Origin of the sequence: Sulfurimonas sp. (genome assembly GCF_026988655.1) — a bacterium.
In the GTDB taxonomy this organism is placed as follows: domain Bacteria; phylum Campylobacterota; class Campylobacteria; order Campylobacterales; family Sulfurimonadaceae; genus Sulfurimonas.
This window is the reverse complement of record NZ_JALSKT010000014.1, coordinates 30,251-54,973: the sequence shown is the minus strand read 5'-3', so window position 1 is coordinate 54,973 and position 24,723 is coordinate 30,251. Positions and strand designations below refer to the sequence as shown.

General features: G+C 36.7%; 26 protein-coding genes and 1 tRNA gene. 22 read left to right on the top strand and 5 right to left on the bottom strand.

Going from position 1 to position 24,723, the window contains the following annotated elements:
* Positions 1-69 precede the first annotated feature (69 nt).
* From flgE to MV052_RS01560, 6 genes are read left to right on the top strand one after another with little or no spacing between them, the layout of a single operon-like run.
* Positions 70-2,265: a flagellar hook protein FlgE gene (gene flgE / locus MV052_RS01585; protein WP_297440319.1), complete on the top strand. Its 2,196-nt coding sequence runs from the start codon at positions 70-72 to the stop codon at positions 2,263-2,265.
* Between the two features lie 53 nt (positions 2,266-2,318).
* Positions 2,319-3,482, top strand: a complete 1,164-nt coding sequence (gene purT, locus MV052_RS01580) for a formate-dependent phosphoribosylglycinamide formyltransferase (protein WP_297440317.1) — start codon at positions 2,319-2,321, stop codon at positions 3,480-3,482.
* A gap of 3 nt (positions 3,483-3,485) precedes the next feature.
* Complete coding sequence (locus tag MV052_RS01575) at positions 3,486-4,409, top strand: D-2-hydroxyacid dehydrogenase (RefSeq protein WP_297440315.1); 924 nt, start codon at positions 3,486-3,488, stop codon at positions 4,407-4,409.
* A 5-nt stretch (positions 4,410-4,414) separates the two neighbouring features.
* Positions 4,415-4,816: a DedA family protein gene (locus MV052_RS01570; protein WP_297440313.1), complete on the top strand. Its 402-nt coding sequence runs from the start codon at positions 4,415-4,417 to the stop codon at positions 4,814-4,816.
* Between the two features lie 20 nt (positions 4,817-4,836).
* Positions 4,837-6,360, top strand: a complete 1,524-nt coding sequence (locus MV052_RS01565; RefSeq protein WP_297440311.1) for an FAD-dependent oxidoreductase — start codon at positions 4,837-4,839, stop codon at positions 6,358-6,360.
* A 3-nt stretch (positions 6,361-6,363) separates the two neighbouring features.
* Positions 6,364-7,071, top strand: coding sequence for a 2Fe-2S iron-sulfur cluster-binding protein (locus MV052_RS01560; protein ID WP_297440309.1), 708 nt, complete (start codon positions 6,364-6,366; stop codon positions 7,069-7,071).
* A 51-nt stretch (positions 7,072-7,122) separates the two neighbouring features.
* On the opposite strand, the gene MV052_RS01555 is transcribed toward MV052_RS01560, so the two are convergent.
* Entirely contained in the window at positions 7,123-8,841 is a 1,719-nt protein-coding gene (locus MV052_RS01555) for a nitrite/sulfite reductase (RefSeq protein WP_297440306.1), read from the bottom strand.
* Between the two features lie 281 nt (positions 8,842-9,122).
* Here MV052_RS01555 and MV052_RS01550 point away from each other — a divergent pair, with 281 nt between their 5' ends.
* The 3 genes from MV052_RS01550 to MV052_RS01540 are packed head-to-tail and all read left to right on the top strand — an operon-like array spanning position 9,123 to position 11,670.
* Positions 9,123-9,620, top strand: coding sequence for a YajQ family cyclic di-GMP-binding protein (locus MV052_RS01550; RefSeq protein ID WP_297440304.1), 498 nt, complete (start codon positions 9,123-9,125; stop codon positions 9,618-9,620).
* 10 nt (positions 9,621-9,630) lie between these two features.
* Positions 9,631-10,281 carry a DNA-binding protein gene (locus MV052_RS01545; protein ID WP_297440303.1) on the top strand — a complete coding sequence of 217 codons (651 nt, stop codon included), beginning with the start codon at positions 9,631-9,633 and terminating at the stop codon, positions 10,279-10,281.
* Between the two features lie 21 nt (positions 10,282-10,302).
* On the top strand, positions 10,303-11,670 hold the full coding sequence (locus MV052_RS01540; RefSeq protein WP_297440301.1) for a chloride channel protein: 1,368 nt from the start codon (positions 10,303-10,305) through the stop codon (positions 11,668-11,670).
* Positions 11,671-11,681: 11 nt separating this feature from the next.
* Here the strand turns inward: MV052_RS01540 and MV052_RS01535 are convergent, their stop codons facing one another.
* The gene (locus MV052_RS01535; RefSeq protein ID WP_297440299.1) at positions 11,682-13,607 is read right to left on the bottom strand and encodes a DUF1538 family protein; all 1,926 of its coding nucleotides are present in this window, start codon (positions 13,605-13,607) and stop codon (positions 11,682-11,684) included.
* Between the two features lie 65 nt (positions 13,608-13,672).
* On the opposite strand from MV052_RS01535, the gene MV052_RS01530 reads away from it, so the two are divergent.
* The 3 genes from MV052_RS01530 to MV052_RS01520 are packed head-to-tail and all read left to right on the top strand — an operon-like array spanning position 13,673 to position 15,449.
* Positions 13,673-14,167 carry a bifunctional adenosylcobinamide kinase/adenosylcobinamide-phosphate guanylyltransferase gene (locus MV052_RS01530; protein ID WP_297440297.1) on the top strand — a complete coding sequence of 165 codons (495 nt, stop codon included), beginning with the start codon at positions 13,673-13,675 and terminating at the stop codon, positions 14,165-14,167.
* Positions 14,164-14,889: an adenosylcobinamide-GDP ribazoletransferase gene (locus tag MV052_RS01525; protein ID WP_297440295.1), complete on the top strand. Its 726-nt coding sequence runs from the start codon at positions 14,164-14,166 to the stop codon at positions 14,887-14,889. Before MV052_RS01530 ends, MV052_RS01525 begins: the two co-directional genes overlap by 4 nt.
* A complete protein-coding gene (locus tag MV052_RS01520; RefSeq protein WP_297440293.1) occupies positions 14,886-15,449 on the top strand; it encodes a histidine phosphatase family protein in 564 nt (187 codons plus the stop codon). The genes MV052_RS01525 and MV052_RS01520 overlap by 4 nt, the downstream gene beginning before the upstream one ends.
* Positions 15,450-15,493: 44 nt before the next feature.
* On the opposite strand, the gene MV052_RS01515 is transcribed toward MV052_RS01520, so the two are convergent.
* Complete coding sequence (locus MV052_RS01515; protein ID WP_297440291.1) at positions 15,494-16,492, bottom strand: AI-2E family transporter; 999 nt, start codon at positions 16,490-16,492, stop codon at positions 15,494-15,496.
* A gap of 15 nt (positions 16,493-16,507) precedes the next feature.
* The gene (locus MV052_RS01510) at positions 16,508-17,152 is read right to left on the bottom strand and encodes a DUF2238 domain-containing protein (protein ID WP_297440289.1); all 645 of its coding nucleotides are present in this window, start codon (positions 17,150-17,152) and stop codon (positions 16,508-16,510) included.
* A 111-nt stretch (positions 17,153-17,263) separates the two neighbouring features.
* Here MV052_RS01510 and MV052_RS01505 point away from each other — a divergent pair, with 111 nt between their 5' ends.
* The 10 genes from MV052_RS01505 (at position 17,264) to MV052_RS01460 (ending at position 23,612) form a co-directional block, all read left to right on the top strand.
* Positions 17,264-18,253, top strand: coding sequence for a lipid A deacylase LpxR family protein (locus tag MV052_RS01505; protein WP_297440287.1), 990 nt, complete (start codon positions 17,264-17,266; stop codon positions 18,251-18,253).
* Positions 18,254-18,370: 117 nt separating this feature from the next.
* Positions 18,371-18,458: transfer RNA gene (locus tag MV052_RS01500), tRNA-Ser, on the top strand.
* A gap of 107 nt (positions 18,459-18,565) precedes the next feature.
* Positions 18,566-19,015, top strand: coding sequence for an Hsp20/alpha crystallin family protein (locus MV052_RS01495; protein ID WP_297440285.1), 450 nt, complete (start codon positions 18,566-18,568; stop codon positions 19,013-19,015).
* 10 nt (positions 19,016-19,025) lie between these two features.
* Positions 19,026-19,451, top strand: coding sequence for an Hsp20/alpha crystallin family protein (locus MV052_RS01490; protein WP_297440283.1), 426 nt, complete (start codon positions 19,026-19,028; stop codon positions 19,449-19,451).
* Between the two features lie 68 nt (positions 19,452-19,519).
* Positions 19,520-19,795 (top strand): hypothetical protein, encoded by a 276-nt coding sequence (locus MV052_RS01485; protein ID WP_297440282.1) that lies wholly within the window; start codon positions 19,520-19,522, stop codon positions 19,793-19,795.
* Between the two features lie 46 nt (positions 19,796-19,841).
* Positions 19,842-21,059 (top strand): hypothetical protein, encoded by a 1,218-nt coding sequence (locus MV052_RS01480; RefSeq protein WP_297440280.1) that lies wholly within the window; start codon positions 19,842-19,844, stop codon positions 21,057-21,059.
* 8 nt (positions 21,060-21,067) lie between these two features.
* On the top strand, positions 21,068-21,949 hold the full coding sequence (locus MV052_RS01475; RefSeq protein WP_297440278.1) for a metal ABC transporter substrate-binding protein: 882 nt from the start codon (positions 21,068-21,070) through the stop codon (positions 21,947-21,949).
* Positions 21,940-22,713 (top strand): metal ABC transporter permease, encoded by a 774-nt coding sequence (locus MV052_RS01470; protein ID WP_297440276.1) that lies wholly within the window; start codon positions 21,940-21,942, stop codon positions 22,711-22,713. Before MV052_RS01475 ends, MV052_RS01470 begins: the two co-directional genes overlap by 10 nt.
* Positions 22,703-23,134 carry an isoprenylcysteine carboxylmethyltransferase family protein gene (locus MV052_RS01465; RefSeq protein WP_297440274.1) on the top strand — a complete coding sequence of 144 codons (432 nt, stop codon included), beginning with the start codon at positions 22,703-22,705 and terminating at the stop codon, positions 23,132-23,134. The genes MV052_RS01470 and MV052_RS01465 overlap by 11 nt, the downstream gene beginning before the upstream one ends.
* A gap of 31 nt (positions 23,135-23,165) precedes the next feature.
* Entirely contained in the window at positions 23,166-23,612 is a 447-nt protein-coding gene (locus MV052_RS01460) for a hypothetical protein (RefSeq protein WP_297440272.1), read from the top strand.
* Here MV052_RS01460 and MV052_RS01455 read toward each other — a convergent pair.
* A complete protein-coding gene (locus MV052_RS01455) occupies positions 23,609-24,682 on the bottom strand; it encodes a methyl-accepting chemotaxis protein (RefSeq protein ID WP_297440270.1) in 1,074 nt (357 codons plus the stop codon). The two genes, MV052_RS01460 and MV052_RS01455, sit on opposite strands and share 4 nt — an antisense overlap.
* Positions 24,683-24,723: the final 41 nt, after the last annotated feature.

Genomic DNA, 24,723 nt, shown 5'->3' with positions numbered 1-24,723 from the left:
TTTTAAGTTTTTAAACTTGGAACATTAAATGCTTTTTATATAAACATATATATAGAAAAGGACAATACGATGTTAAAATCACTTTATTCTGGAGTTTCTGGACTGCAGTCTCATCAAGTAGCGATGGATGTAGAATCAAACAATATTGCCAACGTAAATACGGTAGGTTTTAAATACTCTCGTGCAAACTTTTCAGACCTTTTAGCGCAGACAAAATCTATAGCGACAGCCCCACAAGGTGCATTAGGTGGAAAAAATCCTGTACAAGTTGGTCTTGGCTCAACCGTTAGTTCAATGACAAGAATTTTTTCTCAGGGTTCTGTACAAAATTCTGATAAAAATACGGATGTTGCTATTCAAGGTGATGGGTTTTTTATCATCTCTCCAGATGGTGGAAATACTTATAAGTACACACGTGCAGGAGATTTTAAATTTGATGCAGGTGGAAATTTTGTGGATAATAACGGCTTTATTGCACAAGGCTGGTTACGAGATACTACTACTGGAAAAGTTGATTCAACTGCTCCTATCACAAACATCAACATTGCACCGGGTCTTACAACACCAGCACAAGCAACAAAAGAGGTTGTCCTTAAAGCAAATCTTAACTCAGGACCTTTAGTTGATAGTTTTTCTCCTGCTTACAAAGTAGCTTCATCTATCCCGACAAACCCTGCAACAAATGTAAACTTATCTTCAAAAACTGATGCAACAGATGAGAATGACCGTACTGTTGCTTCTGGGGATATTGGAGTAATGTTTGGTGAAACAGGAGAAGCTCTTGCAATGCAAAATGGGCAGGGTGTTTGGGCTTCTTTTAGAGAGTCTACGCTTGATGGTGGTACTGTGGGTGCAGGTAATGGGGTATCTATGGATATAACATTTACTTTAGATGATGGTTCTCCTCTTAATATCACAGCAACATCACCAACAACAACACCTGCACAAACTAGTATTCAAAATGCACAAACATTTGCAACCAAGATTAATCAACAAAGTGCTGTAACAGGTGTAAAAGCGACAGTAAATGTGGATGCTAACAATAATGCTTCTATAAGTTTGACAAATGATAATGGAAATGCAGCTGCTTCGCATAATATTAATCTAACTGTAAATGCAGGTGATACAGGAAGTGGACTAACAACAGGTAGTGATAAAACAGCATACAGATACCAATACGACAGTGCTGCTACAGGTGATACAATAGCAGGAGAAGATAAAACTTTTAAAACAATGGCAGACTTGCGATATGCACTTGAGACCGAAGCACGTAACTATAATGCAAATAATGATGGACAATTCGATAACAGTATTTCAGTTGAAGTGGATGAGCAAGGAAAATTCTTAATTCAAAATCCAAACGCAGCGTTGGCAACAAATGATGAATATACTGTGAATCTCAAAATTACAGCTTTAACTACTGACAGTGGTGGTGCCCCAATACAAGAAAATACACGTTTTACAAGAGGCTTAGAAGCACTGAACTCTGTACTTCCTGCAGGAAGTACAGGCAAAGCATATTCTCAAAGTTTTAATGCGGCTACGCACTCAAGTTCAATTGATATATTTGACTCTTTAGGCTCAAAACATACTTTGAGAATGGAGTTTAGAAAAACTGCACTTGATGTTACAACAGGAAGTACTTGGGATATGAAGGTATCTGTACCTTCTCCAGCAACCATTGATACAATCGCACCTGAAAATGAGAAACTTGGTTCTATCCGATTTAACAACGATGGTTCTTTAGCGACTTATAATCCACCAAATGTTTCATTTTCTGCGAACAATGGTTCTGCACCCGATCAACAAGTAAATCTTAGTTTTGGTACGGCCAACGCTTTTGATGGTATGACAAGTTTTGATGCTAAATCATCAACTTCTGGAATCTCTCAGGATGGTTTTACGGGTGGAGATTTGGTTGGTATTAGGATTGATCAATCAGGTACTTTAGTTGGTTCATTCTCTAATGGTCGCTCGTTTGGTTTGGCTCAAATTGCAATGGCAAAATTTACAAACAACGAAGGACTCTCTACTGAAGGTGGAAATGTTTATGTACAAACTGCCAACTCAGGGGATCCTATCATTGGAACTGCGGCTACTTCAGGACGTGGATTTATCCAGTCATCTGCACTAGAAGCTTCAAATGTTGACCTCTCTCGTGCCTTGACACAACTCATCATCATCCAAAGGGGTTATCAAGCAAATGGTAAAACTATTACCACTTCAGATCAGCTTCTTCAAACGCTTATAGGGTTAAAACAGTAATTTAACTCTATTTTGCTATAATTTCTTCAATATAAATTGAAGGAATTATTCTTATGCAATTCTCTGCACCTCTTAAATCAAACTCAAAAAAAATCATGTTACTTGGTTCTGGCGAACTAGGAAAAGAAGTCATCATCGAAGCGCAACGTTTAGGACTTGAAACTATCGCAGTTGACAGATATGAAAATGCTCCAGCGCATCATGTAGCCCATCGTGCATATGTTGTAAATATGCAAGATAAAGATGCGATTTTAGAGATTATTCGTCGTGAAAAACCTGATTATATTTTACCTGAGATTGAAGCTATCTCTATAGATGCTCTTTTTGAAGCAGAAAAAGAGGGATATAACGTTATCCCAAATGCAGAGGCTGTTTCTAAAACAATGAACAGAAAAAACATTCGTACTTTTGCAGCAGAAGAGTTAGGACTTAAAACTGGACCTTATAAGTTTGTAACTACAGAGGAAGGAATGCTAAGCGCTGCAAAAGAGTTAGGCTTTCCTTGTGTTATAAAACCTGTGATGTCTTCATCTGGGCATGGTCAATCTGTAGCAAAACAAGAGAGTGATATTCCAAATTCTTGGGAGATGGCAAAAGAAGCACGTGGTGATGCGAGTGAGTTAATTGTTGAGGCTTTTGTTGATTTTGATTATGAGATTACTATGCTTACTGCACGTAATGGTAAAGAAACAGTATTTTGTGAACCTATCGGGCATGAGCAACGTGATGGGGATTATGTATTTTCATGGCAACCAATGCAAATGAGTGAAATCGCAAAGAAAAAGGCACAAGAGATAGCGAAAATCATTACAGATGGTCTTGGTGGTCAAGGGCTTTTTGGTGTTGAGCTTTTTGTTAAAGGCGATGAAGTGTACTTTTCAGAAGTCTCTCCTCGTCCACATGATACTGGTATGGTGACGCTTATCACACAATCACAAAGTGAATTTGCACTTCATTTACGCGCGGTTCTTGGTCTTCCTTTAGGTTTTACATTTTATGGTGATGGGGCATCTGCTGCGTTTAAATCTGAAGTGCATAACTATGCTCCAGTTGTAGATGTGGATGAGAGTCTTTTTAGTGAAAACTCTTTTGTAAGAGTATTTTCAAAACCAGAAGCACATAAAGGTCGTCGTTTAGCAGTTGCTCTTGTTTTTGATACAGCACAAAAGGCACTTGAGAGAGCGCGTACTTTAATCACAAAAATAAAAGATGCCTAAGTTATGAACATCGTTTTATTAGATGCCATCACTTTTGGTGAAACGAAGCTAGATTGCTTTAAAGATTTTGGAGATGTGAGTGTCTACCAAACTACAACAGTGAAAGAGACGCAAGAACGTATTCTAAACGCAGTAGTTATTGTGACAAACAAGGTTGTTATCACAAAAGAGCATATGCAAAATGCAAAAGATTTAAAGCTGATCTGTGTAGCTGCAACGGGGACAAATAATGTTGATCTAAACGCAGCTAAAGAGTTAGGTATAGAAGTAAAAAATGTCGCTGGATATTCAACTGATTCTGTTGTACAACACACTTTTTCTATGCTTTTTTATCTTATCGGGCACTCACGTTATTATGATGAAGTAACACAGAGTGGTTCTTATTCAAAAAGTGGTGTTTTTACAGATGTAAGCCATCCATTTTTTGAGATTAAAGGTAAAAAATGGGGTATCATTGGCTTGGGTGAGATAGGTCGTGGTGTCGCAAATGTTGCTAAAGCTTTTGGCGCAGATGTTTGTTATTATTCAACGAGTGGTGTCAACCGTAATGAATATTTTCAAAGAACAGCGCTGCCTGCGATGTTACAAGAGTGCGATATCATCACAATTCATGCGCCTTTAAATGATAAAACAACAAATCTTCTAGATTATGAAGCACTAGCAATGTGTAAAGATGGCGCTGTTGTTTTAAATCTTGGACGTGGTGGCATTATTAATGAAGATGCTGTGTCTAAACTCGTTGATGAAAAAGATATCAGTTTTGGATTGGATGTTTTTAGTAAAGAACCACTGAGCCAAAACAGCCCTTTGTTGACGGTGAAAAATAAAGAGAGACTCTATCTCACACCCCACATAGCATGGACTTCACTAGAGGCGAGACAAAAGCTTATACAGAGTGTCTGTGAAAATATCAAGAGTAGCTTTTAGCCGTTGTGGCTGAACTACTCCTTTTTGTTTGGGCTTTTTTAGCCGCAACAATTCTTCCTTTCTCTTCAGAGCTTGCATTTATCGCAGCGCTAAAAAATGGCATGTCCCCATTCAATGCAATTGTTTGTGCTTCATTTGGTAATATTCTTGCTATTATTTTTAACTATTATCTGGGTTATTTTTTGTACGAAGCAACAAAAAGAAAACTTTTTCAATCGCGTACAGGCAGAAAGATATTTTTATTTGGACACAAATATGGATATTTTGCACTTTTACTTTCTTGGTTGCCCGTGATAGGAGATCCTTTAACAATTGTGGCAGGACTTCTTAGACTAAAATTTGTTTGGTTTGTTATAATAGCAGGAAGTTTACGAATTTTACGGTATTACGTCATTGCTTTATTTTAAGAACAAGGGGTTGAAATTATATGAAAACAGATGTATTGATAATCGGGGCAGGTGGTGCAGGTCTCACCGCAGCACTTGCAGCCAAAGAGGCTGGTGTCAATGTTCGTGTCCTCACAAAAGAGTATCCGACACGTTCTCAAACCTGTATGGCGCAGGGTGGTATGAATGCAGCATTGGGTAATGTAAGTGATGATAGCATTGAAGCCCATATACAAAACACACTCAAATCTGCACATGGCGAAGCAAATGAAGAAGCTGTACGTTATATGTGTTCTGAAGCTCCAAACGCAGTAAAGTGGCTTGATAGCATAGGTGTTTGTTTTTCTAGAACACAAGATGGGAAAATAGCACAAAGAACTTTGGGTGGGGCATCTGCGCCACGTGCTTGTTATGCACAGGATTATACAGGACTCAAAATCTTACATACTTTATATGATAAATGTTTAAGTAAAGAAGTGGAAATTTTAAGTGATAGATATCTTGTAGATTTATTGAAAAAAGAAGATGGTAGTATTTGTGGGGCTTTGATTTTAAACATACGTACGGGCGAGCTTGAGCATCATTTCGCAAAAAGTGTTATCTTAGCAAGTGGTGGATATTCACGTATTTATGACAAACAATCTACAAACTCAACAGCATCTACTGGGGATGGAATTGCGGTGGCCCTAAGAGCTGGTGCTAAGCTTTTAGGTATGGAGTTTGTACAGTTTCATCCAACGGGTTTGAAAAATTCTTCTATTCTTGTGAGTGAGAGTGCAAGGGGTGAGGGTGGTTATCTGGTAAATTCTAAGGGCGAACGCTTTACAAATGAACTTGCTCCTCGTGATGAAGTTAGTCGAGCCATCAACGAGCAAATGCTCAAAGGTGAAGAGATATTTTTAGATATAAGGCATCTTGGCGAAACCTTTATAGATGAAAATCTTCCACAAGAGCGTAAGCTAGCAAAACTCTACGAGAATGTTGATCCTGCTTTTGATTTGATACCTATTAAAGCCGTGGCACACTACACGATGGGTGGCATTGAAGTTGATAACAAATCACAAACAAGTGTCAGTGGTTTGTTTGCTTGTGGAGAATGTGCTAACCATAAAGTGCATGGTGCAAATCGTTTGGGTGGTAACTCACTTTTAGAGATTATTGTTTTTGGTCGAGAAGCTGGAAAGGCTGCGGCAAACTTTACTTTTTGTGATGATAAAAGCAAAAGTGAATTTGATTGTAGAAAAGAAGATAACTTTTTAGATATGCTCAAAGAGTGTAAAAATGAGATAGATTTTTATTCTAAACGCAGTGAGGTGGGAGAGCTTTTTTACAAAAATGTTGGGATTATAAGAACGCCCTCACAAATGAAAGAAGCAAAAGATGTCATATCTAAGCTCAAAGAAGAGCTGCCACTGATGGGCGTGCGTGACACTTCTAAAGTTTACAATACTAATCTTGTAGAGTTTTTAGAGTTTAGAAATATGCTTGATATTTGTGAAGTAGTTGTGGATTCGGCACTAGAGCGAAAAGAGAGCTGTGGCGCTCACTATGTACAAGCGGAGTAAAAGATGAAAATTAAGATAAAAAGAGAGTATGACTTTATAGAGTATGATGTAGATATGCAAGAGAATACTTTACTTGAAGTGCTCAACGAGATAAAACAAACACAGGATAACTCACTGACTTATAGTAGCAGTTGTCGTAGTAGTGTTTGTGGAAGTTGTTCTGTTCGAGTGAATGAAAAAGAGGTACTGGCGTGTTCATATAAAGTTCAAGATGGTGATGTTGTAGAGCCACTTAAAAATGTAGAAGTCATAAGAGATTTAGTTGTAAATATGGACAAGGCTTTAGAAACAAATGCAAGAGCAAAAGCATGGCTACAAGAGTACAACAAAGAAGCAGCTCTTAGTCATGAAGATGAAAAAATCAATGAACTGCAGAGCGATTGTATCTTGTGTGGGTCATGTTATTCTGCTTGTCCAGTGTATGCTGTCAATGGTGAATTTTTAGGGCCATTTGCTCTTACTCGTGTGTGGAAATACGTGAGTGATAAACGAGAATTAGACCAGAAAACAAAGATTGATACCATTCAAACAAACGGCGTGTGGGATTGTACTTTGTGTAACGAGTGTACAGTCGTTTGTCCGCAAGATATTTCTTCAAAAGCTGACATAGAAAAACTTCGAATGCGCTCAACGATGGCAGGTTATAGTGACCCAAGTTTTGCACAAAGTTTCGGTGGTGGCTTTGGCTTTGATGGAAGTCCGACATTTTAAATATCAAACCGATGAAAGCACCTGATGTTTTCATCGTTCCTCAAAGTAAGTTTATCTTATATTTGTCCTCTTAATAGGTGGTTTATAATGTGGATCTTTTCCTGCTACTGTCCATAACTCTTTTGCCAAAGCACTGATGGTCTTTTTAGAGTCATCTTCTACTAATTCAAAGTTAGCAAAATGTTGTGATAGTAGTATTTGTTCTGCTTCATGCTCTAAAGTCTGCATCTGTTTTGGTAAGCTCAAGCTTTGTTTTGTTTTTAGATTGAGAAGATGCCAGAGTGAGAGAAAGTCTTCTGAGTAATTGTTAAGAATATGATGTGCATAGAGTTGAAAATTTTGGTAGTTACTTTTTTCAAAAAGTATAACAACAAGTGTTATAACCTCTTTTAAATGTACAAAAGGAACCATAGAAAAGAGTTGACGCGCTGTATTTTGTCCAGTGTTATGCTCTGCTCCGATGAAAATTCTTGCCCCTCCATCTGTATCACCAAAGTTATTTGTTTTGAGTCCAATGAGCCCTATATCTGTATGTCTATGGCGACCACAGCCTTTTGCACAGCCTGAAAACCCAACTTTGATTTTATGTCTGTAAATCATTTCAAGAGGAAGATACTGGGCTGCTTCATCTTTTATACTCCAAACAGCATAAGGACAGAGATTACCAGCACAAGCGACAATAGTTGCACTCAGAGCAGGAGATTGCAGTGGTGCGACTTTTTCGCTCAGTCCGAGTATGTAGATGTTTTGATCAATCCCTAAGCGAATCTCTGCTTGATGCTCGTTTGCGTAGTTACTTATCTCTTGCATCTCTTTTGGACTTAAACGTGCAAAGTCTGTTTGATAACAAAATGCAAACTTCCCATCACGGAGTTCTTCAAACTCCTCAAACGCAGTATGCTCTAGTTTTAAAACACCTTCGCTCTCAAATTTTCTGTTATATGTAGCTTCTATAAGCTCTTTGAGTTTTTCAAGTCCCATTGCTTCTATCATATAAAAAAGACGTGTTTTTGAACGGGAAAATCTTGAACCATGGGTGTAAAATGTTTCTACAAAGGCTTTAAAGAAGTCAAAAACATCTTCGTATCGTAAAAAGATGTTTGCACTTTTAGCAACTTCGGTGTTCTTTCCTCCCATATAGACATTGAAGCCATAATTGTCATTTTTTTGGGCAAGAGCAAAGTAGAGATCGTTAGCAAAAAAAGAACTCACATTTGCTGCGTTTGCTGAGATGCCGATACTAACACGACGAGGTAACATACCGACATATTTTGGATTTTTGATGATGTAATCTTGCATTTGCTTTATTAGAGGGTAGACTTCCATCTGTGCATATTTGTTTGCTCCATCATAGACATCTGTTACTATGTTGCGTATATTGTCCCCAAAACTCTGCCACGTTAGTAGTTGATTGTCATTGAGTTGTTTAAATATCTCATGGACATCTTCAGCCTCTACATCATGGAGCTGAAAGCCTGCACGTGCAGTTATCACAAGGCTTAAGTCATATTTATTTACTATATCAGCTAAAAACTCAAACTGTTTTGTACTTATCCTCCCCCCCGCTAGACGTACACGAATAGTAAATTCATCTTCTAAAAAATCAGTATTAAAAATTCCAAAATCTTGTAGATAATATCTATCACCCTCGCCAAGACTCTCAAAATCTATGGTCTCAAACTCTTTGATAAAATAATCATAGGGCTTGAGCCTTGCTTTATAGCGCTCACGTTTGTTGAGACGGGTGTCTGTTTCATCTATTACTAACAAAAGTTACCTTCTTATATTTTTTTTTGGATACTAACATCTTTTCCTTTAATATTTAATGACTTGTATTAAGAATACGGTAAATCAAAACTAAGATAACTTCAAAGCTAAAGTCACCCTGAACTTGATTCAGGGTCTAGTTTGTATGAAGTTATAAGCTAGATTCCCAGTCAAGCTGAGAATGACTCGAGTTTTGATTTACCGTGTATTAAGAAGGAAAATTGAGAACTAACTAACAAACTATGTTATAATTTAGCTTATAAAATAAAAAAAAGGTTAGTGCAATGGCAAAAGAACACTCATTTGATATTACAGCAAAAATAGATATGCAAAACTTGAAAAATGCTATAAATCTTGTAGATAGAGAAGTGGCAAATCGTTATGACTTTAAGGGAACAACGTATGAAGTAAATCTAAAAGAAAAAGATAAAGTTTTAGTGCTTGTCGCTTCATCAGATAACAAGCTTGACGCACTCAAAGATATTGTGGTTGCAAAACTTTTAAAACAAAACTTATCTTCAAAAGTTCTTGATGAGTTGCGTGTTGAGGATGCAAGTGGGGGAACTAGAAAAGCGACTTTTAAGATAGTGGATTATATTGAATCAAAAGAGGCTAAGAAAATTACAGCTGATATTAAAAAAATGAAGCTCAAAGTAAATGCGCAGATAGAGGGGGACTCTATCCGTGTTAAGGGCACAAAGCTTGATGACTTACAAAAAGTTATGAAGATGGTTCGTGAGGGTGAATGGGAAGCTCCTTTAGTATTTGAAAATATGAGATAAGGGATAGTAGATGAAAAAGCTAAACATAGCTGATGCAGCAGAATATTTTGGAGTTTCCAAAGAAGCAATACACAACCGTGTCAGACGTGGTTCATTGCAAAGTGTTGTTGAGAATGGAATAAAAATGGTTATTCTTGATGATGCACGAGTAAAACCTGCAGTAAAAAAAACGGTACAAGCCAGACGTACTACTGTAAATAATGATAGATATTATAAGCTCCTTGAAGAACAAAATGCAAAACTGCAATCTCGAGTTGATGTATTAGAGGATGAAACGCGTAGTCTGCGAGATCAAAAGGAGCTGATGCTCATTGAAGAACGTGAAAAGATCGAGCGAATTTACAAAGAAAAAGATGAACAGCTGAAAAATATTTTGAGTAGTATTGCTTCAAAATTTATGCTTGACGCTCCTGTGCAAGCTGAAGAAGAGATGCTTGAAGCTGAGATAGAGCTAGCACCTTTAGCTGTTGAAGAAGAGGCAGTAAGTGAGTCTATATCATTAAATAAATATCTTAAAAAACAAGATTTTTCAGAAAAAAAAATAAAAAAAATAAAAGCCCGTTTTAAAAAAATCGCAAAAGAAGATGACAGAGTGGTTATGGTTGGTTCAAAGCTTTATATTGATACCGCAAAATATGATTACAGTGATATAATTAGGTAAACTACTTTTAAAAGAAGCACTATGATACAAAAGCATTTTACTGAGCAAACAGCTATTTTCTTTAGTGTTGCAAAATGGGTATTTTTATCTTCGATGGTGGGGATACTTGTTGGTGCTACTGTAACAGGTTTTTTAAATATTCTTGCATATAGTGAAAATTCACGCGCTTTATTACCTTTTAATTATTATTATCTCCTTCCTTTTGCTCTTGTATTAACTGTGTGGCTGGTGAAAATATTTGCACCTACAGCTGAAGGACACGGAACAGAGAAAGTTATTTCAGCTATACATAAATCAGATGGGAAAATAGATATTTCTGTTATTCCTGTTAAATTAGTAACAACGGTTTTAAGTATTTTTGCTGGTGCTTCAGTGGGGAAAGAAGGTCCAGGAGCACAGATAGGTGCTGGGATGGCATCTTTTGTTTCAACACTATTAAAATTTCGTAAACAAGACAGAAAAAAGCTTGTCATCTGTGGAATTAGTGCAGGTTTTGCAACTGTTTTTGGAACACCAATCGCGGGTGCAATTTTTGGTGTTGAAGTGCTTATCGTTGGTGTAATAATGTATGATGTTTTACTGCCTTCTTTTATCGCTGGTTTTGCTGCGTTTACTACTGCACAATTTTTAGGAATAGAATACACCTACTATGATCTTCATTTTTTTCAAGATGTTTCACTTGATTTAGAGCTTATTATGAAGGTGGTTCTCGCTGGATTATTTTTTGGTTTTATATCTGATTTTGTCATTACTTCTGTATCTCACTCTCATAGTTATGTGAAAAAACTTAAATTTAATATTTACCTTAAAGCTTTTGTGGGTGGAAGTATTATTGTTGTTTTAACGCTTGTTTTTGGTGAACAATACATTGGTCTTGGCTTAGATACCATTGCAAATGCACTTAACCCAAATCCATTAATGGGAGAAGATATTCATTGGTATACTTTTATACTTAAAACTGTATTTACATCACTCTCTTTGGCTTCAGGTGGAAGTGGAGGCATTATTACTCCTATTTTTTACATTGGTGCAACAAGTGGGCATTTTTTTGGCTCTATTGTCTCTCCAGAACATATAACACTTTTTGCCGCTCTTGGCTTTGTGAGTGTCGTCTCAGCTACTACAAACACGCCTATAGCGTCTACGATTATGGCAGTTGAGCTTTTTGGAATAGACATCGCACATTATGCAGCTTTAGCAGCAGTTATTAGTTTTTTGATTTCAGGGCATAGAAGCATCTTCTCATCTCAAATTTTAGCGATGCGAAAGTCTGAGATGTTAAGTGTTAAGATAGGAGAAGAGATTGAAAATATAGATATTTCTCTTGAAGAGTATGAAATGAATAAAATTGATAAGTTTAAAAAGAGATTTAGAAAGAAGAAAAAATAGTAATTCCCCTTTTATAAATCATCGAGTTTTAATCGTAATCCTTTTATGTGCGAAACTGGATAGGCAAAAGTAAGCCCGCGACCCTCTCCAGTGATATCGAGTTTGTCGATAATTGTTCTGATAATTTTGTCCACATTTTTTGTTTGTGTGATAAACATTAAATTTGCGTCCGTATCCTCTGCATTGAGACGGTTGTAAAAGTTCTCCATATGCTCTAATCCCATTCCGTGAGCACTCATGATAGTTACCCCTCTTACTCCTGCTTCACGCGCAGCTTTAAATGCCTCTTCTTGTTTGTCTTTTGGGACTATGACATGCACAGCAGAAAAGCTCATAAGGTAAGAGTGACGTGAGTTTGTGCCCTCTACATTTACGGTTGAGAGTTCCATGTTGTTTGCATCTTCAAGTGCATGACGGAGTTCATCAAGATGGATTTCTTCTTTTTCCTTCTCTCCTTTTACTCCTATTTTTTCTGTGATGACGCCATAAAGCATAACGGTCAGCATAGGAAATAAAGAAGCAAAAGCGATAAGACCAAAACCATCTATAAGTGGGTCACGCCCCTCAATATTTGTCGCAAGACCAAGCCCAAGTGCCGCTACGAGAGGGACTGTAACGGTTGAAGTAGTAACCCCACCACTGTCATAAGCGATGGGAATAATGTACTTTGGTGCTAAAAATGTCAATACAATAACAAAAAGATACCCAGCAATGATGTAGTACACTATCTCACCACCTGAGACAATTCTGTAAGAACCAAGGGCAATCCCAATAGCAACGCCCAAAGCAACAAACAGACGTAAAACAAAGTCATTTATCTTGCCATCACTTATCTCTTTTGCTTTTCTGGCGATAGCCGTGAGTGCTGGTTCAGCCATAGTTGTAGAAAAACCAATAAAAAAGCCAAATGAGTAGATGATAAGGTTGTTGTCATAGCGTGTGAGCTCAAACGCCATTGTCTCACCAACGGAGAAAAGTCCCATCTCAAGACCAACGATAAAAGCATCAAGACCTAAGATGACAAGACCAAACCCAATAAGAACATTTTTAAGATTCTCGATAGGTTTTTTTAGAATTGCATACTGAAAAAAGAAGATAACGCCAAGGATAGGAAGTACATCTGTGACAACGCCAGCTAAACCTTCTAAGATAGCAACAAAACTAAAATCTAGGTGTACAGTTTCTATCTTCTCTACAATAGGAGGAAGTACAGTAGCGCTACTAGCATCAAAAAGTTGATACACAGCAATCCCGTAAAACTGAACAAATATCATAGGGGTCAGTGAAGCAAAAGCAATCAGCCCAAAACCATCGAGGACAGGGTTTCTTCCTTTGATGGTGGATGCAAGCCCAATGCCTAAAGCCGCTACAAGAGGAACGGTGACGGTAGAGGTTGTCACACCACCAAGATCATAAGCCAGTCCTACAATTTCACGCGGTGCAAACGCAGTAGCTGAGACAACTAGTACATATCCTGTGATGATGTAGTAGTGGATGGGATGCCCTTTGATGATACGCCAAACACCCAAAACAATGGCAAAGCCAACACTAAATGCAACAACACTTCTCAGGATTGTGGCATCAATGCGACCCGCACTAATAGCAGCTGCTTTATCGGCAATGACGATAAGCGCAGGCTCAGCGATGGTGGTACCAAAGCCTATCATAAAGCCAAATATAAGAATCCAAAAGGTCGAGCCTTTGTGAGCAAACTCACTTGCCAATCCCTCTCCAACAGGGAAAATCCCAACCTCAAGACCAAGTAAAAACACAGCTAATCCGACACCAACGATGGCTAAACCGATGGCAGTACTAAGCCAATTTGGTGGAACGGTTTGTATGATAGCAAGCTGGAAGAACATAATGACAAGAACGATTGGTAAAAGGTCACGAAAAGACTCTTTTAGCAGTTGTAAAAAGGTAGAAATACTTAACATCACACACATCCTTATTGTTTTTTATTATAATATCGAAATAATATTAAAATGGATATAATCAAAAAATGAAAACATTATTTATAGGTGGCATAAAGAGTGGAAAGTCTCGCTTGGCCGAAGCATATATACGCAGTATCTCACAAACAAAACCAGTCTATCTTGCAACAACAGAGTTTATAGATGAAGAGATGGCCCAGAAGATCGATGCACATAAAAAGATGCGGGAAGAAAACTTTATAACAGTAGAAGAAGCGCTGTATCTCAAAGAAAAAATAGCCTTACAAAAAGGTGCTGTTCTTGTGGAGTGTTTGAGTATGTGGATAAACAATATGCTCTACTATGAAAAGAGTTTTGATGAAATGGAAGCTGAACTTGCTTCTGTTTTGCAGCTTGAACAAGACATCGTTTTTGTCCTTAATGATGTAGGTTGTGGCATCATTCCTGAAAATAAACTAGCAAGAGAGTTTGTAGATATTAGCGGAAGATTGTCACAATTTGTAGCAAGTCAATGTGATGAGGTTTATCATGTTATAGCTGGTATGAGTACAAAAATCAAATGAGTAAAATATTTAAAGGTTTCGCACTAGCTGTTTCGATGCTGAGTATCTTACCTTTTTTTAAAGTCCATGATTTTTATAAGGGTATCAATGGTTATGCCGTGATGTTTTATCCGCTTGTTGGTTTTTTCTTAGGTGGCGTACTTTACTGCGTTTACCTTTTAAGCCTGCTATATTTCCCTGCATTTCATCTTGGTGTTATTATCTTTGCTTTGTGGGTTTTACTTACAGGTGCATTACATTTAGATGGTTTAAGTGATACGGTTGATGGTCTTTTTGTAGACAAATCACGTGCTTTAGAAGTGATGAAAGATCCTCATAATGGTGGCATGGGCATGACTTTTGGCGGTGTTTTTTTACTCCTTAAAGCCTCTTCTTTAGCTGCGTTTGACGCTTTTTATCTTTTGCCTATTATTTTACTCTTATCACGTTTGGTTGTTGTGTTTGATATCTATCTTTATCCTTATGTCTCACCAAATGGGATGAGTACGCTAGCAAAAGAGGAGTTTACAAAAACACAACTTTTTACTGCGTTTGCTTATTCGTTAGTGTTTGTTATGCTGTTCCAATCATGGTTTTTACTCCTTATTGCCTTTGTCTGTATGTTTGTTATCAAACAGTTTTTTATAAAAAGATATGGTGGTTTTACTGGAGATATTTATGGATTTTCTATCGAGCTTATAGAGCTTATCTTGCTTAACTGTGTCATTGTAGGTTTGGTGTGAAGATAACACTTGTTCGTCATACGGAAGTTGAAGAAGCGTATCACAAAAGATACAACGGGCACATAGATATTGGGCTTTCAAAAAAAGGGCAAGAGCAGGCAAAAACACTTGCAAAGCATTTTCAAACGCAGCTCTTTGATGCTGTGTTTTGTTCAGATTTACTGCGTGCAAAAGAGACACTACAACCTTTTGCTCAAGTCTCACAAGCAATCTATACACAAAAACTTAGAGAAAAATCATGGGGAAAACATGAAGGGATGAGTTTTGATGAGATCATCGCCGAGGGAGAGATAGAGTACCAAGAGTTTGAACAGTGGATAGATGCTCTTGATGGAGAGCCTTATGCAGAGTACATCCAAAGAGTGAGAACGTTCTTTTTAGAGTATTTGCCAAGGCTAAACGCAGTGAATGTTTTAGTTGTGACACATGCGGGTGTTATTCGGGTTTTGATGGGTATAGTCCAAGAGTTATCGCTTGTAGATGCCTTTAGTTTGGACGTTCCCTACGCTTCATATGTAGTTTATGACACAGAGTTACAGACTTTTAAGTTCGTATCTTAAGTAAGAGACCATAAATAATTGACTTGGAAACTATTTATGGTCTCTTACTTATTTTGCAAGATAAGGGAAATCCAACTATACTCTTTGGAGTCTTGTGTGATTATTTTTATAGTGATAGTCAATGGAACTGCTAGAAACATACCAATAGGACCAAAAATCCAGCCCCATACAACCATAGATAAAAAAACAATAAAAGTTGAGAGTCCCAAATCTTCTCCCATAATCCTTGGTTCAAGAAAATTACTAATGAGATTATTGATGAGGAGATAAAAAAGTGCAATGATGCTTGCATCTATGATATCTAATTGTAATATTGCAACAAAAAGAGCAGGAAACGCAGCAAGTATAGAACCTATACTAGGGATGAAGTTGAGTAAAAATGCAAGAACGCCAAAAAAGAGTGCGTATTGAAGATGGAAGTACTCTAAGACTATCCATATCGATAAACCTGTTAGTAATGATGTAAAGGTTTTGATTACAAAATATCTATTGATATTTTTGATAAAAAGAGTGAGTTTCTCTTTTCTTTGCTGCGTCTGTGCAAAATAGAGTGCTTTTTCAGTGATGGAAGCTCTCTCTAGTAGCAAAAACATCACTAAAAGTAATGTTAAAAGAACACTCACAAGAATATTTCCCATACTTTTAAAAATTACACTTATATAGCCTATGACCTTCACTGGTTCTATGAAACTCATGATGCTGTCCCACTGCAGGTCAACACCACGCTCTTGAAAATAAAGGGCGATTTGTGGGGAGATTTGACGAAACTTTTCTTGATATGTACTGATATTTTGCATCATTTCATTACTAAAGTTATTTAAAAATGTACCGAGCAGAAGAAAGAGCAGGGCTATTAGTAAAAAAACAATGAGAGATGCAATGACATTTGGCACTCCAAATTTATGTAATTTTATCAGGAGTGGATTAAAGATAATAAACAAAAAAACTGCCATTAACAATGGAACAACAACACCACTAGCAAGCTTGAGCCCAGCTATGATAATAACAATAAAGGCAAGTATTGCAACTATGTTGTTTTTCATTATTAAATTCCTATTTTATTGAAAAATTTTTGTATCAGGTCGAATAAACCAAAAGAGTACTAACGCCATTATAGCACCTATCGTATCCCCTAGCATATCTTTTTGAGCATCCCATATATCACCCTGCGAACCTAAAAACTCTATGCCGGTATTTCCACCATCTATGACAGCATATGCCCACTCTACTATCTCATATCCAGCAGCGATACTCATGATAAAAAAGAGACCAAAGAGTGATGCTAGAATGGCATTTGCATACTTTTTTCTTGTTAGAAATTCGGCCATAGGATAAGCATAAAATCCAACTGAAAGGTGACCAACTCTATCGAAGTTATTGCGTTGAAAATCAAATAAGTTTGTTATAAAATCAAAAGGAACATTTGCAAATGTATAATGACCGCCAACGGTATGCCAAAATAGCCAGACAGCCATCAGAGTATAGGAAAGATTACTAAATCTAAATCTCTTGTATGTAGCAAGAAGAAAGAGATAGACAGCCACAACTGGAATGACTTCGATAATCCAGACACTTCTATCAACAGGATTTATACCCAAGAGCACAAAAAATATAAAAAACAATACTGCTAATATGTGTGGATAATATTGCATTTTCATCTCACCTATGATTAATTGACTAAGATAAACTTCAAGCTTCTTCAACAATCAGCTTACTTTTCTTCGCTGTCATATGGATTGTAACATAATACAATTAGATATATATAACAAATATTCTTACTTGCACAAAATATACAAAAAGAGTAGAATTTAAGTATGAAATACAAATTTTTACTCTTTTTTCTCAGCATTACACTCCAAGCAGATCAATTTTCCTTTTTGTTTTATAATGACTTTTTTGCCGGAACAGATAAACATTTTACAAATGGAGTTAGTGCAAGTTGGATAGATGATGCGGTAGAAAACAAAGAGAACAAGGACTCAAATAAATTTAGCCGTGCTGTATATAGCAGTGTTGCTAAAATCCCTTTTATACCATTAAATAGTGCTAAACTACATAGTGCCGGTATCAGTTTGAGCCAGATTATCATTACCCCATCAGATACGAGCATAAAAACTCCTCAGTATGATGATGTTCCATATGCCGGGTATTTAGCATTGAATATATATCTTTTTGAATGGGACAAGAAGAGTTTTACAGAGTTTAGAGTTGAGGGTGGTGTAGTGGGAGAAGAGTCTGGCGCCAAATTCATGCAAAACAACTTTCATGAAATGATTGGCAACCATAAATCAAAAGGCTGGGATACGCAACTCACAACACACTATACAATGAATTTACTTTTTAGGTATGGTGAAATTAGTTGGCAAAAGAAAAATATAAATGGTTTTGATTTGGACTGGTTTAATCATCTCGGGTTTCAAGCTGGAAATTTTGTAACAGATCTTTTTGGAAGCACTATTATTCGGGTTGGAAAGAATTATATACATAATTTTAATGTTCATTATCCATATTTAAAAGAAGAAGCTTCTCTTTTAAAACTCAATCATGAGCATCATAATTTAGGCTATTCGCTAAGTTTAGGCCTAAGCACAGAGCTGTTGGCATATTCTTATATTTTAGATGAAGCGAAAAAGCAAGGCTATCAAACAGGTAAAAGAGTTCTAAACGCAGCTTTTTATGCAGGAGTTGATCTTTATTATCTGCGCAGTAAATTTACATTTTTTTATCAGTCACACTCTCCCTATGCCACACAACAAAAGCGTGGGGACATCTTTGGAGGTTTTATCTATGCGTATCAGTTTTGACTTTATGCTGAAGCTTGCAAGCTCGCCAATGATTTGTGCCACACGTAACCTTTGATTGAGTTTTTGCTTATAGAAGTCCCATATAAGGATTATGGTGTATAATTTTGTTTTTAATTTGGTTTCGTGTCCGAGTGGCCGATGGTGCATCCTTGGAAAGGATGTGTGGAGCAATCCACCGAGAGTTCGAATCTCTCCGAAACCACCATTTTTTATAACTTATCCCCTAAATATTCTTCTTTTGCTACCTAAGTAACATTTCTCGTTCAAATTTTTTTTTATAATTACAGCGTAAATAAAAAAAAGGAGTTTATGATGTTAGTAACAAGATACAATCCAAATAATCAAATGAAAGATTTTAGAAGAGGTTTTGATCTCTTAAACTCAATGCTGGACAATATGGGGGGAGTGCAAACAACTACTGCACAATATGATTTTATACCTACAGTAAATACAAGGGAAGGTGAATATGCATACCATATTGAAGTGGATTTGCCAGGGGTTAAAAAAGAGGATATTTCCATTGAGGTTGTCGATGGAACACTTGTCATCTCTGGAGAGCGTAAAGAGAAAAAAGAGATAAAAAAAGATAATTATTATAAAACTGAGAGTAGTTTTGGGAAATTTTCTCGCTCATTTAGCTTACCTGAAGAGGCAGATATTGAAAATATTCATGCTGAATCAGCAGATGGTGTACTCGAGGTCGTTGTACCAAAACTTGAGAGTGCGAAAATAGATAAAGTTAAAAAAGTAGAGATTAAATAAGGAGGCTATGATGGATATTGTTAAAAGTGTAAAAAATATTGGTTCTGAAATCGAAAAAGGTGCGAGCACTGTAGTAGAAAAACTTGAAGAAACACTAGAAAATGTAGCGTCACATCTACCTTTGTCAAATCTTGCAAAAAAAGATGACAGTAGCTTTCATGTGGAAGTAGATCTCCCTGGCGTTAAGAAAGAGGATATTGACATAAGAGTGGAAGATGGTGTTCTTGTTGTCAGTGCTGTGAGACATTACAAAAATGAGCTGAGTCGTGATGATTATTATGTTTGTGAGAGCTCATTTGGTAAGTTTGAAAGAAGGTTTATACTTCCAGATACGGTAGATAGTGATAAGATAAGTGCAAAATTTGAGGATGGTCGCTTAAATATAGAATTAGAAAAAACAAAAAGTGCGAAACCAAAAACCATCTCCATTAAATAGTGCTGAAACTTATATACTAGAGGGGGCGATTTGCCCTCTTTTCATAGATATTATGATAAAATTCCCTCATGATAAATAGATTTTTCAAAAAATATCTTAGCATTGTTTTTATACTCGCAACTTTTATGGGTGTTTTTCATCATCATGATGATTTAAAACAGCATAATGATTGTCAGATATGTACGGTGCAGTCAAGTATTGCCAATGCAGATACTCCTGTAGAAACTCTTTATGTCTCAAGTGTACATCTTGCTTCTGAATCTATTATCACCACACTTACGCATTTATGCAGTTCTCAAACGCAGCGTAATATTCAAGTAAGAGCTCCTCCTTTTATCTCCTAATTTTAAAAACGAAACAAATATTATTATAAAAATTGGAGATACTACAATGAAAAAAACTTTATGTTTATCTCTGTTTGCTTTTACATCTTTATTTGCTGATGCAGATTTAGAGCGTTTAAATGAACAGGTACAACAACTACAAATGCAGGTGGAAACACTCAACACAAAAAGCGCACAAGCGGTAAATACTTCTGCTTCTTTTTCCCAAAATGCTTATTTACCAGAGATTGCACTTATTTTAAATATGTCAGCAGTGAGTCGTGATGTGAGTAACAATGACTATGCTAACTTTGCTCTACCCGGGTTTATACCTGCTAGTACTGCTCCTTTACCATTTAACAAAGACAAAGGATTTAATTTTAATTATGCAGAAGTTGCGATGCACTCTGTAGTAGATCCTTATTTTGAAGCGTTTACAATTTTTCATTTGCAGCCAAATGAGTTTGAGATAGGCGAAGCATATGTGCAAACGACAGCCTTACCTTATGGACTGAGAATACGTGCAGGAAAATTTAAAAGTCATTTTGGACGCATAAACTCAAAACATCAACACTCTTGGAATTTTGACTCACAGCCTATTATCTATGAAGCTCTTTTTGGTCCTGATGCGATAAGCGATGCAGGAGTACAACTCCAATGGGTTGCTCCAACAGACACATACATTATGGCTGGAGTTGAAGCTATGCAAGGTTCAAATGACAGAAGTTTTGGTGATACAGACAATGGAAATAGCCTTTATGTTGGCTATGTAAAGTCAAGTGTTGATGTTGGCGAAGACTTATCTATCTTGGCTGGTGTGAGTTTAGCACATGGAAAAAATGTGGATGCATTAGATGGGAGTTCAAATCCGACAAATATTTATGGAGTAGATTTGACACTTCGAGATCAGCTAGGAAGTTATAGTGCGCTTATTTGGCAAAGTGAATATCTTTATAGAAACAAAGATCTAGGAACAAGAAAAGATAAACAAGCAGGACTTTACGGTGAGCTTGTGTATCAATACAACAATAACTACTCGGCTGGATTTCGTTACGATGCCATCACGCAAAATGATACGGATTTAACTGCTTATGCAGGTATAGATACAGACAACTTAGATAGATATACAGCAATGCTTGAGTATAAACCATTTCCTATGTCACGACTACGACTTTCATACACGTATGATAGGACAAAAATTATGGCTGGTGAGAGAAAAGATATGAATGAAGTGATGTTGAGTTTAAACATTGCAACAGGTGCGCATGGCGCACATAATTATTAGGAAAAAAAATGAAAAAAATATTATTATTACTAAGTGTTTTACTTACAACAGTTACTTTTGGTTCAGTTAAAGTTGACGCTACCTATGCAACAATGGGTGTGATTGCAAAAAAAGTGGGAGGAGATTTAGTCGATGTCACTGTACTTGGCAGTGCAAAGTATGACCCTCACTTTATTGTTCCAAAACCCTCTTTGATTGCTAAGTTGCGTCGTGCAGATTTGCTTATCATCAATGGTGGAGGCTTAGAACTTGGTTGGTTACCGCCTCTTTTAAGAGCAGCACATAATGCAAAAATTCGAAATGGGGCAAAAGGGCTTTTAGATATGTCGCATTTTGTACCTATGATTGATGTGCCTGCATCTGTTTCTCGTGCTTTTGGTGATGTACATGCACAAGGAAACCCTCATTACTCGACAGATCCACATACGGTACTTATTATGGCTAAAGCTATAGCAGGAAAATTAGCTCAAATAGACCCAGAACACGCACAAGCATATCAACAAAATCTTGCAGAATTTTCAAAAGAGTGGCAGGCATATTTAGAAAAGTTTGATGCAAAGATGGCAACATGTAAAGATAAAAAAGTAATACAGTATCATCAACTTTTTAACTACTTTTTAAATCGATATGATTACAAAAGTTACGGTACTATTGAGCCACTTCCAGGAATTGCACCAAGTTCAAAACATACAATACAACTGATAAATATCATAAAAGAAAATGGTGTGCATATGATTTTACAAGATATATACCATGAGAAAAAAACTGCAAAATTCATAGCAGAAAAAACGGGAGCAAAAGTAGAGGTTATACCTCACGATGTAGGTGCTGATGGAAGTAAAACTTTAGAAGAGTTTTATAACACAATAGCGAAAAGAATATGTCACTAATCGAACTGTTATGGCCAGCTTTTGTGCTGGCTATAGCGCTCGTTTTCATTCATACAGTTTTTGGATTGGAAATAATCAAGCGTGGGGTTATCTTTACTGATCTTGCCATAGGGCAGATTGCTGCTGTTGGGATGGCGATAAGTGTTGCTTTTATGGATGGAAGTTATCAAACAGCGATGACGTTTTCTTTTGCACTACTCGCTGCGTTTATCATTACATGGGCGACAAAAAAAGTTTCAAAGATAGAGGCTTTCATCGGTCTTTTGTATGCTCTTGGTATCTCAGCTATTATGCTCATTTTGGCACAGAGTTCTGAGGGAACGGAGCTTTTTTCCAAGCTGAGTGCGGCAGATATACTGTTCACATCTAGTGATGAATTGTATAAAAGTTTAGCCATATATGCAACAGTTGCTTTTGTTATGTTTGTTTTATATCCTCGTTTAGCTGGTCTTAAAAAAGAACTCTTATTTTTTACGATGTTAGCTGTTACTGTTACTTCTTCGGTGCAGTCTGCAGGTGTTTTGGTGGTCTTTACTCTTTTGATAGCCCCCTCGTATGCAGGACTTGTGCAAAGTCGTTTTAATCCTTTTGCTTTTGCAACTATTTTTGGTTCTTTGAGTGTTTTGTTAGCGCTTTTTGTCTCTTATCATTTGGATTTACCTACGGGGTATGCTATTATTTTTGTGAGTGTGCTTTTTTCACTTTTGTTTGTGGTTGTTTTAAGTATAATGAAGCAAAAAAAAGAAGACGAAAATGAAGAGTAGAATTTTAGTAGGCTTACAGTTTTTTATTATATTTTTGATGCTCTTGCCCATAGGTTCTCAAACGCAGTATCCCTTTGTTGGCGCAGCTGTTTTAGTTCTTGGTATAGTCATTGGACTTTTAGCAATTAAAGAGCATGAAAGTGGAAACTTTAATATTCGTCCAGATATCAAGGAAAACTGCGAACTTGTCATGACTGGTGTTTACACTTATATTCGTCATCCCATGTATCTCTCAGTGCTTTTGAGTATGTTGGGGGTTGCGCTTATCTATTTTACTTATTATGAGTTAGTTTTATATTTTCTTCTTGTTGTAACGCTTTTGGTGAAAATGTTGTATGAAGAGAGTCTTTGGAAATGCCATAATCCTGAGTATGAAACATATATCAGTAAAACAAAAAGGGTGATTCCTTTTGTCTTTTAAATTATCTGACTTTTTTATGAGGGCATAGCTAATGGATGTAATATTATTGTTAAAATCAATAGCAGGTTTAGTCGCTGTTTTAGTAGTTTTAACATTTTTTCTTGTTTATAACCCTAAAAAAAAGCAAAATAAGCAAGTCAAAAAGAAAAATATTCTTAAAGAAAATAGAGCCCAAGAGAAGCATGATATGCAAACACTTCTAGCTATCATTCGCGATAAAAAATCAACAACAAAAGAGCTTGAAAAGGCAGTTGACCTACTTCTCAAATATCATGGAAAAATCCCAAAAAAACTTGGACTCCGACCACATCCAGAGTTTGATGTGTATGCTGAAATTATTTTACGAATTTGCCGTCATCCAAATACAAACAAAGATATCATAGTGAAGCTTGACAGGGAGTTGGAAAAACTAAATAAAGAGTATATGAAAGAGATAGATGATACTTTAACAAAAGGCTTAAACTCCAGAGGAGTTTAAGAAGCGTTACGCACAGCTTGAAGTAGTTCTGAAAAGCCTATTTCACTTGCATGCTCAACTTTTCTACATTCTTCAAGTGCTTTTTCTTCTTCACCTTTTTTTGCTAGTTCCATAGCTCGCTTGATGCCTTGATGTACGACTTCATGATGCTTACTGATACTTGATAGATGTGAATCACCTTTGAGTAAACCTGTAGAGATAGTGTTAAACCATTTGCCAAATCGACAACTATGCTCATCTGCGATGCTCACTATATCTTTACTTATGATTGCTTTATATCCTGTGATCTTCAGGGCAATATGGTCAATTTTTCCATTACTTACATTGAGCTCATTGGTGAGTTCTTGCGTTTTTTCTCTGATTTCATCAGAATTTTGGACAACTTTATCAATATTTTGGCTAAAGTCATCTATGATGCTCATGACTTTTGAAGTCTCATCTGCAAAAGTACTACTGATTTCCATCATGGAGTTAGAGTTTTGCTTGAGTCCATTAATGTTGATCTCCACTTCTTGTGTTGCTTTTTGTGTACGCTCTGCAAGTTTTCTTACTTCATCAGCAACGACGGCAAAACCGCGTCCATGCTCACCTGCGCGAGCAGCTTCTATGGCTGCGTTTAGGGCAAGAAGATTTGTTTGGTCTGAGATATCTTTAATGAGGTTGATAATCTCTGCGATAGACATAACGCTGTCATTGAGGGAGTTAGAGTCATCACCTAAAGTATTTGCGTGTTCTTGGATGTTCTCTATCGCAGAAGATATCTCCTGTGTTTGCTCGGAGACATCTTGTATGCGGTCATTTGTTTTTGCATTGAGCTCATTTATCTCTTCTAATAGTGATAAATCTTCTTCGATAACACCTTGCAAAAATTGCGTTCCATCACTATAGCTCCCTAGAAGTATCTCTTGGAGCTCTTGGCAAACCTTTTCATTCTTATTTGATTCTGGTTGTTGTGTGTTTTTGAGCTGATAAAGCTCATTTGTAAGTTGTGAGTTTTCCTGCTCTAGTTCTTGAATTCTTTTTTTGTATTCTGCTTCAAGTGCTGCTATCTTCTTGCTGTTCCCAAACATATTGTATTCCCATCCTTAATTTTATTATCACTTATTCTATC

Excerpts from the sequence above, each read along its gene's own strand:
- flgE (WP_297440319.1), top strand. The coding sequence starts at position 70 with ATGTTAAAATCACTTTATTCTGGAGTTTCTGGACTGCAGTCTCATCAA.
- purT (WP_297440317.1), top strand. The coding sequence starts at position 2,319 with ATGCAATTCTCTGCACCTCTTAAATCAAACTCAAAAAAAATCATGTTA.
- MV052_RS01575 (WP_297440315.1), top strand. The coding sequence starts at position 3,486 with ATGAACATCGTTTTATTAGATGCCATCACTTTTGGTGAAACGAAGCTA.
- MV052_RS01565 (WP_297440311.1), top strand. The coding sequence starts at position 4,837 with ATGAAAACAGATGTATTGATAATCGGGGCAGGTGGTGCAGGTCTCACC.
- MV052_RS01560 (WP_297440309.1), top strand. The coding sequence starts at position 6,364 with ATGAAAATTAAGATAAAAAGAGAGTATGACTTTATAGAGTATGATGTA.
- MV052_RS01550 (WP_297440304.1), top strand. The coding sequence starts at position 9,123 with ATGGCAAAAGAACACTCATTTGATATTACAGCAAAAATAGATATGCAA.
- MV052_RS01545 (WP_297440303.1), top strand. The coding sequence starts at position 9,631 with ATGAAAAAGCTAAACATAGCTGATGCAGCAGAATATTTTGGAGTTTCC.
- MV052_RS01540 (WP_297440301.1), top strand. The coding sequence starts at position 10,303 with ATGATACAAAAGCATTTTACTGAGCAAACAGCTATTTTCTTTAGTGTT.
- MV052_RS01535 (WP_297440299.1), bottom strand. The coding sequence starts at position 13,607 with ATGTTAAGTATTTCTACCTTTTTACAACTGCTAAAAGAGTCTTTTCGT.
- MV052_RS01530 (WP_297440297.1), top strand. The coding sequence starts at position 13,673 with ATGAAAACATTATTTATAGGTGGCATAAAGAGTGGAAAGTCTCGCTTG.
- MV052_RS01525 (WP_297440295.1), top strand. The coding sequence starts at position 14,164 with ATGAGTAAAATATTTAAAGGTTTCGCACTAGCTGTTTCGATGCTGAGT.
- MV052_RS01515 (WP_297440291.1), bottom strand. The coding sequence starts at position 16,492 with ATGAAAAACAACATAGTTGCAATACTTGCCTTTATTGTTATTATCATA.
- MV052_RS01505 (WP_297440287.1), top strand. The coding sequence starts at position 17,264 with ATGAAATACAAATTTTTACTCTTTTTTCTCAGCATTACACTCCAAGCA.
- MV052_RS01495 (WP_297440285.1), top strand. The coding sequence starts at position 18,566 with ATGTTAGTAACAAGATACAATCCAAATAATCAAATGAAAGATTTTAGA.
- MV052_RS01490 (WP_297440283.1), top strand. The coding sequence starts at position 19,026 with ATGGATATTGTTAAAAGTGTAAAAAATATTGGTTCTGAAATCGAAAAA.
- MV052_RS01485 (WP_297440282.1), top strand. The coding sequence starts at position 19,520 with ATGATAAATAGATTTTTCAAAAAATATCTTAGCATTGTTTTTATACTC.
- MV052_RS01480 (WP_297440280.1), top strand. The coding sequence starts at position 19,842 with ATGAAAAAAACTTTATGTTTATCTCTGTTTGCTTTTACATCTTTATTT.
- MV052_RS01475 (WP_297440278.1), top strand. The coding sequence starts at position 21,068 with ATGAAAAAAATATTATTATTACTAAGTGTTTTACTTACAACAGTTACT.
- MV052_RS01470 (WP_297440276.1), top strand. The coding sequence starts at position 21,940 with ATGTCACTAATCGAACTGTTATGGCCAGCTTTTGTGCTGGCTATAGCG.
- MV052_RS01465 (WP_297440274.1), top strand. The coding sequence starts at position 22,703 with ATGAAGAGTAGAATTTTAGTAGGCTTACAGTTTTTTATTATATTTTTG.
- MV052_RS01460 (WP_297440272.1), top strand. The coding sequence starts at position 23,166 with ATGGATGTAATATTATTGTTAAAATCAATAGCAGGTTTAGTCGCTGTT.
- MV052_RS01455 (WP_297440270.1), bottom strand. The coding sequence starts at position 24,682 with ATGTTTGGGAACAGCAAGAAGATAGCAGCACTTGAAGCAGAATACAAA.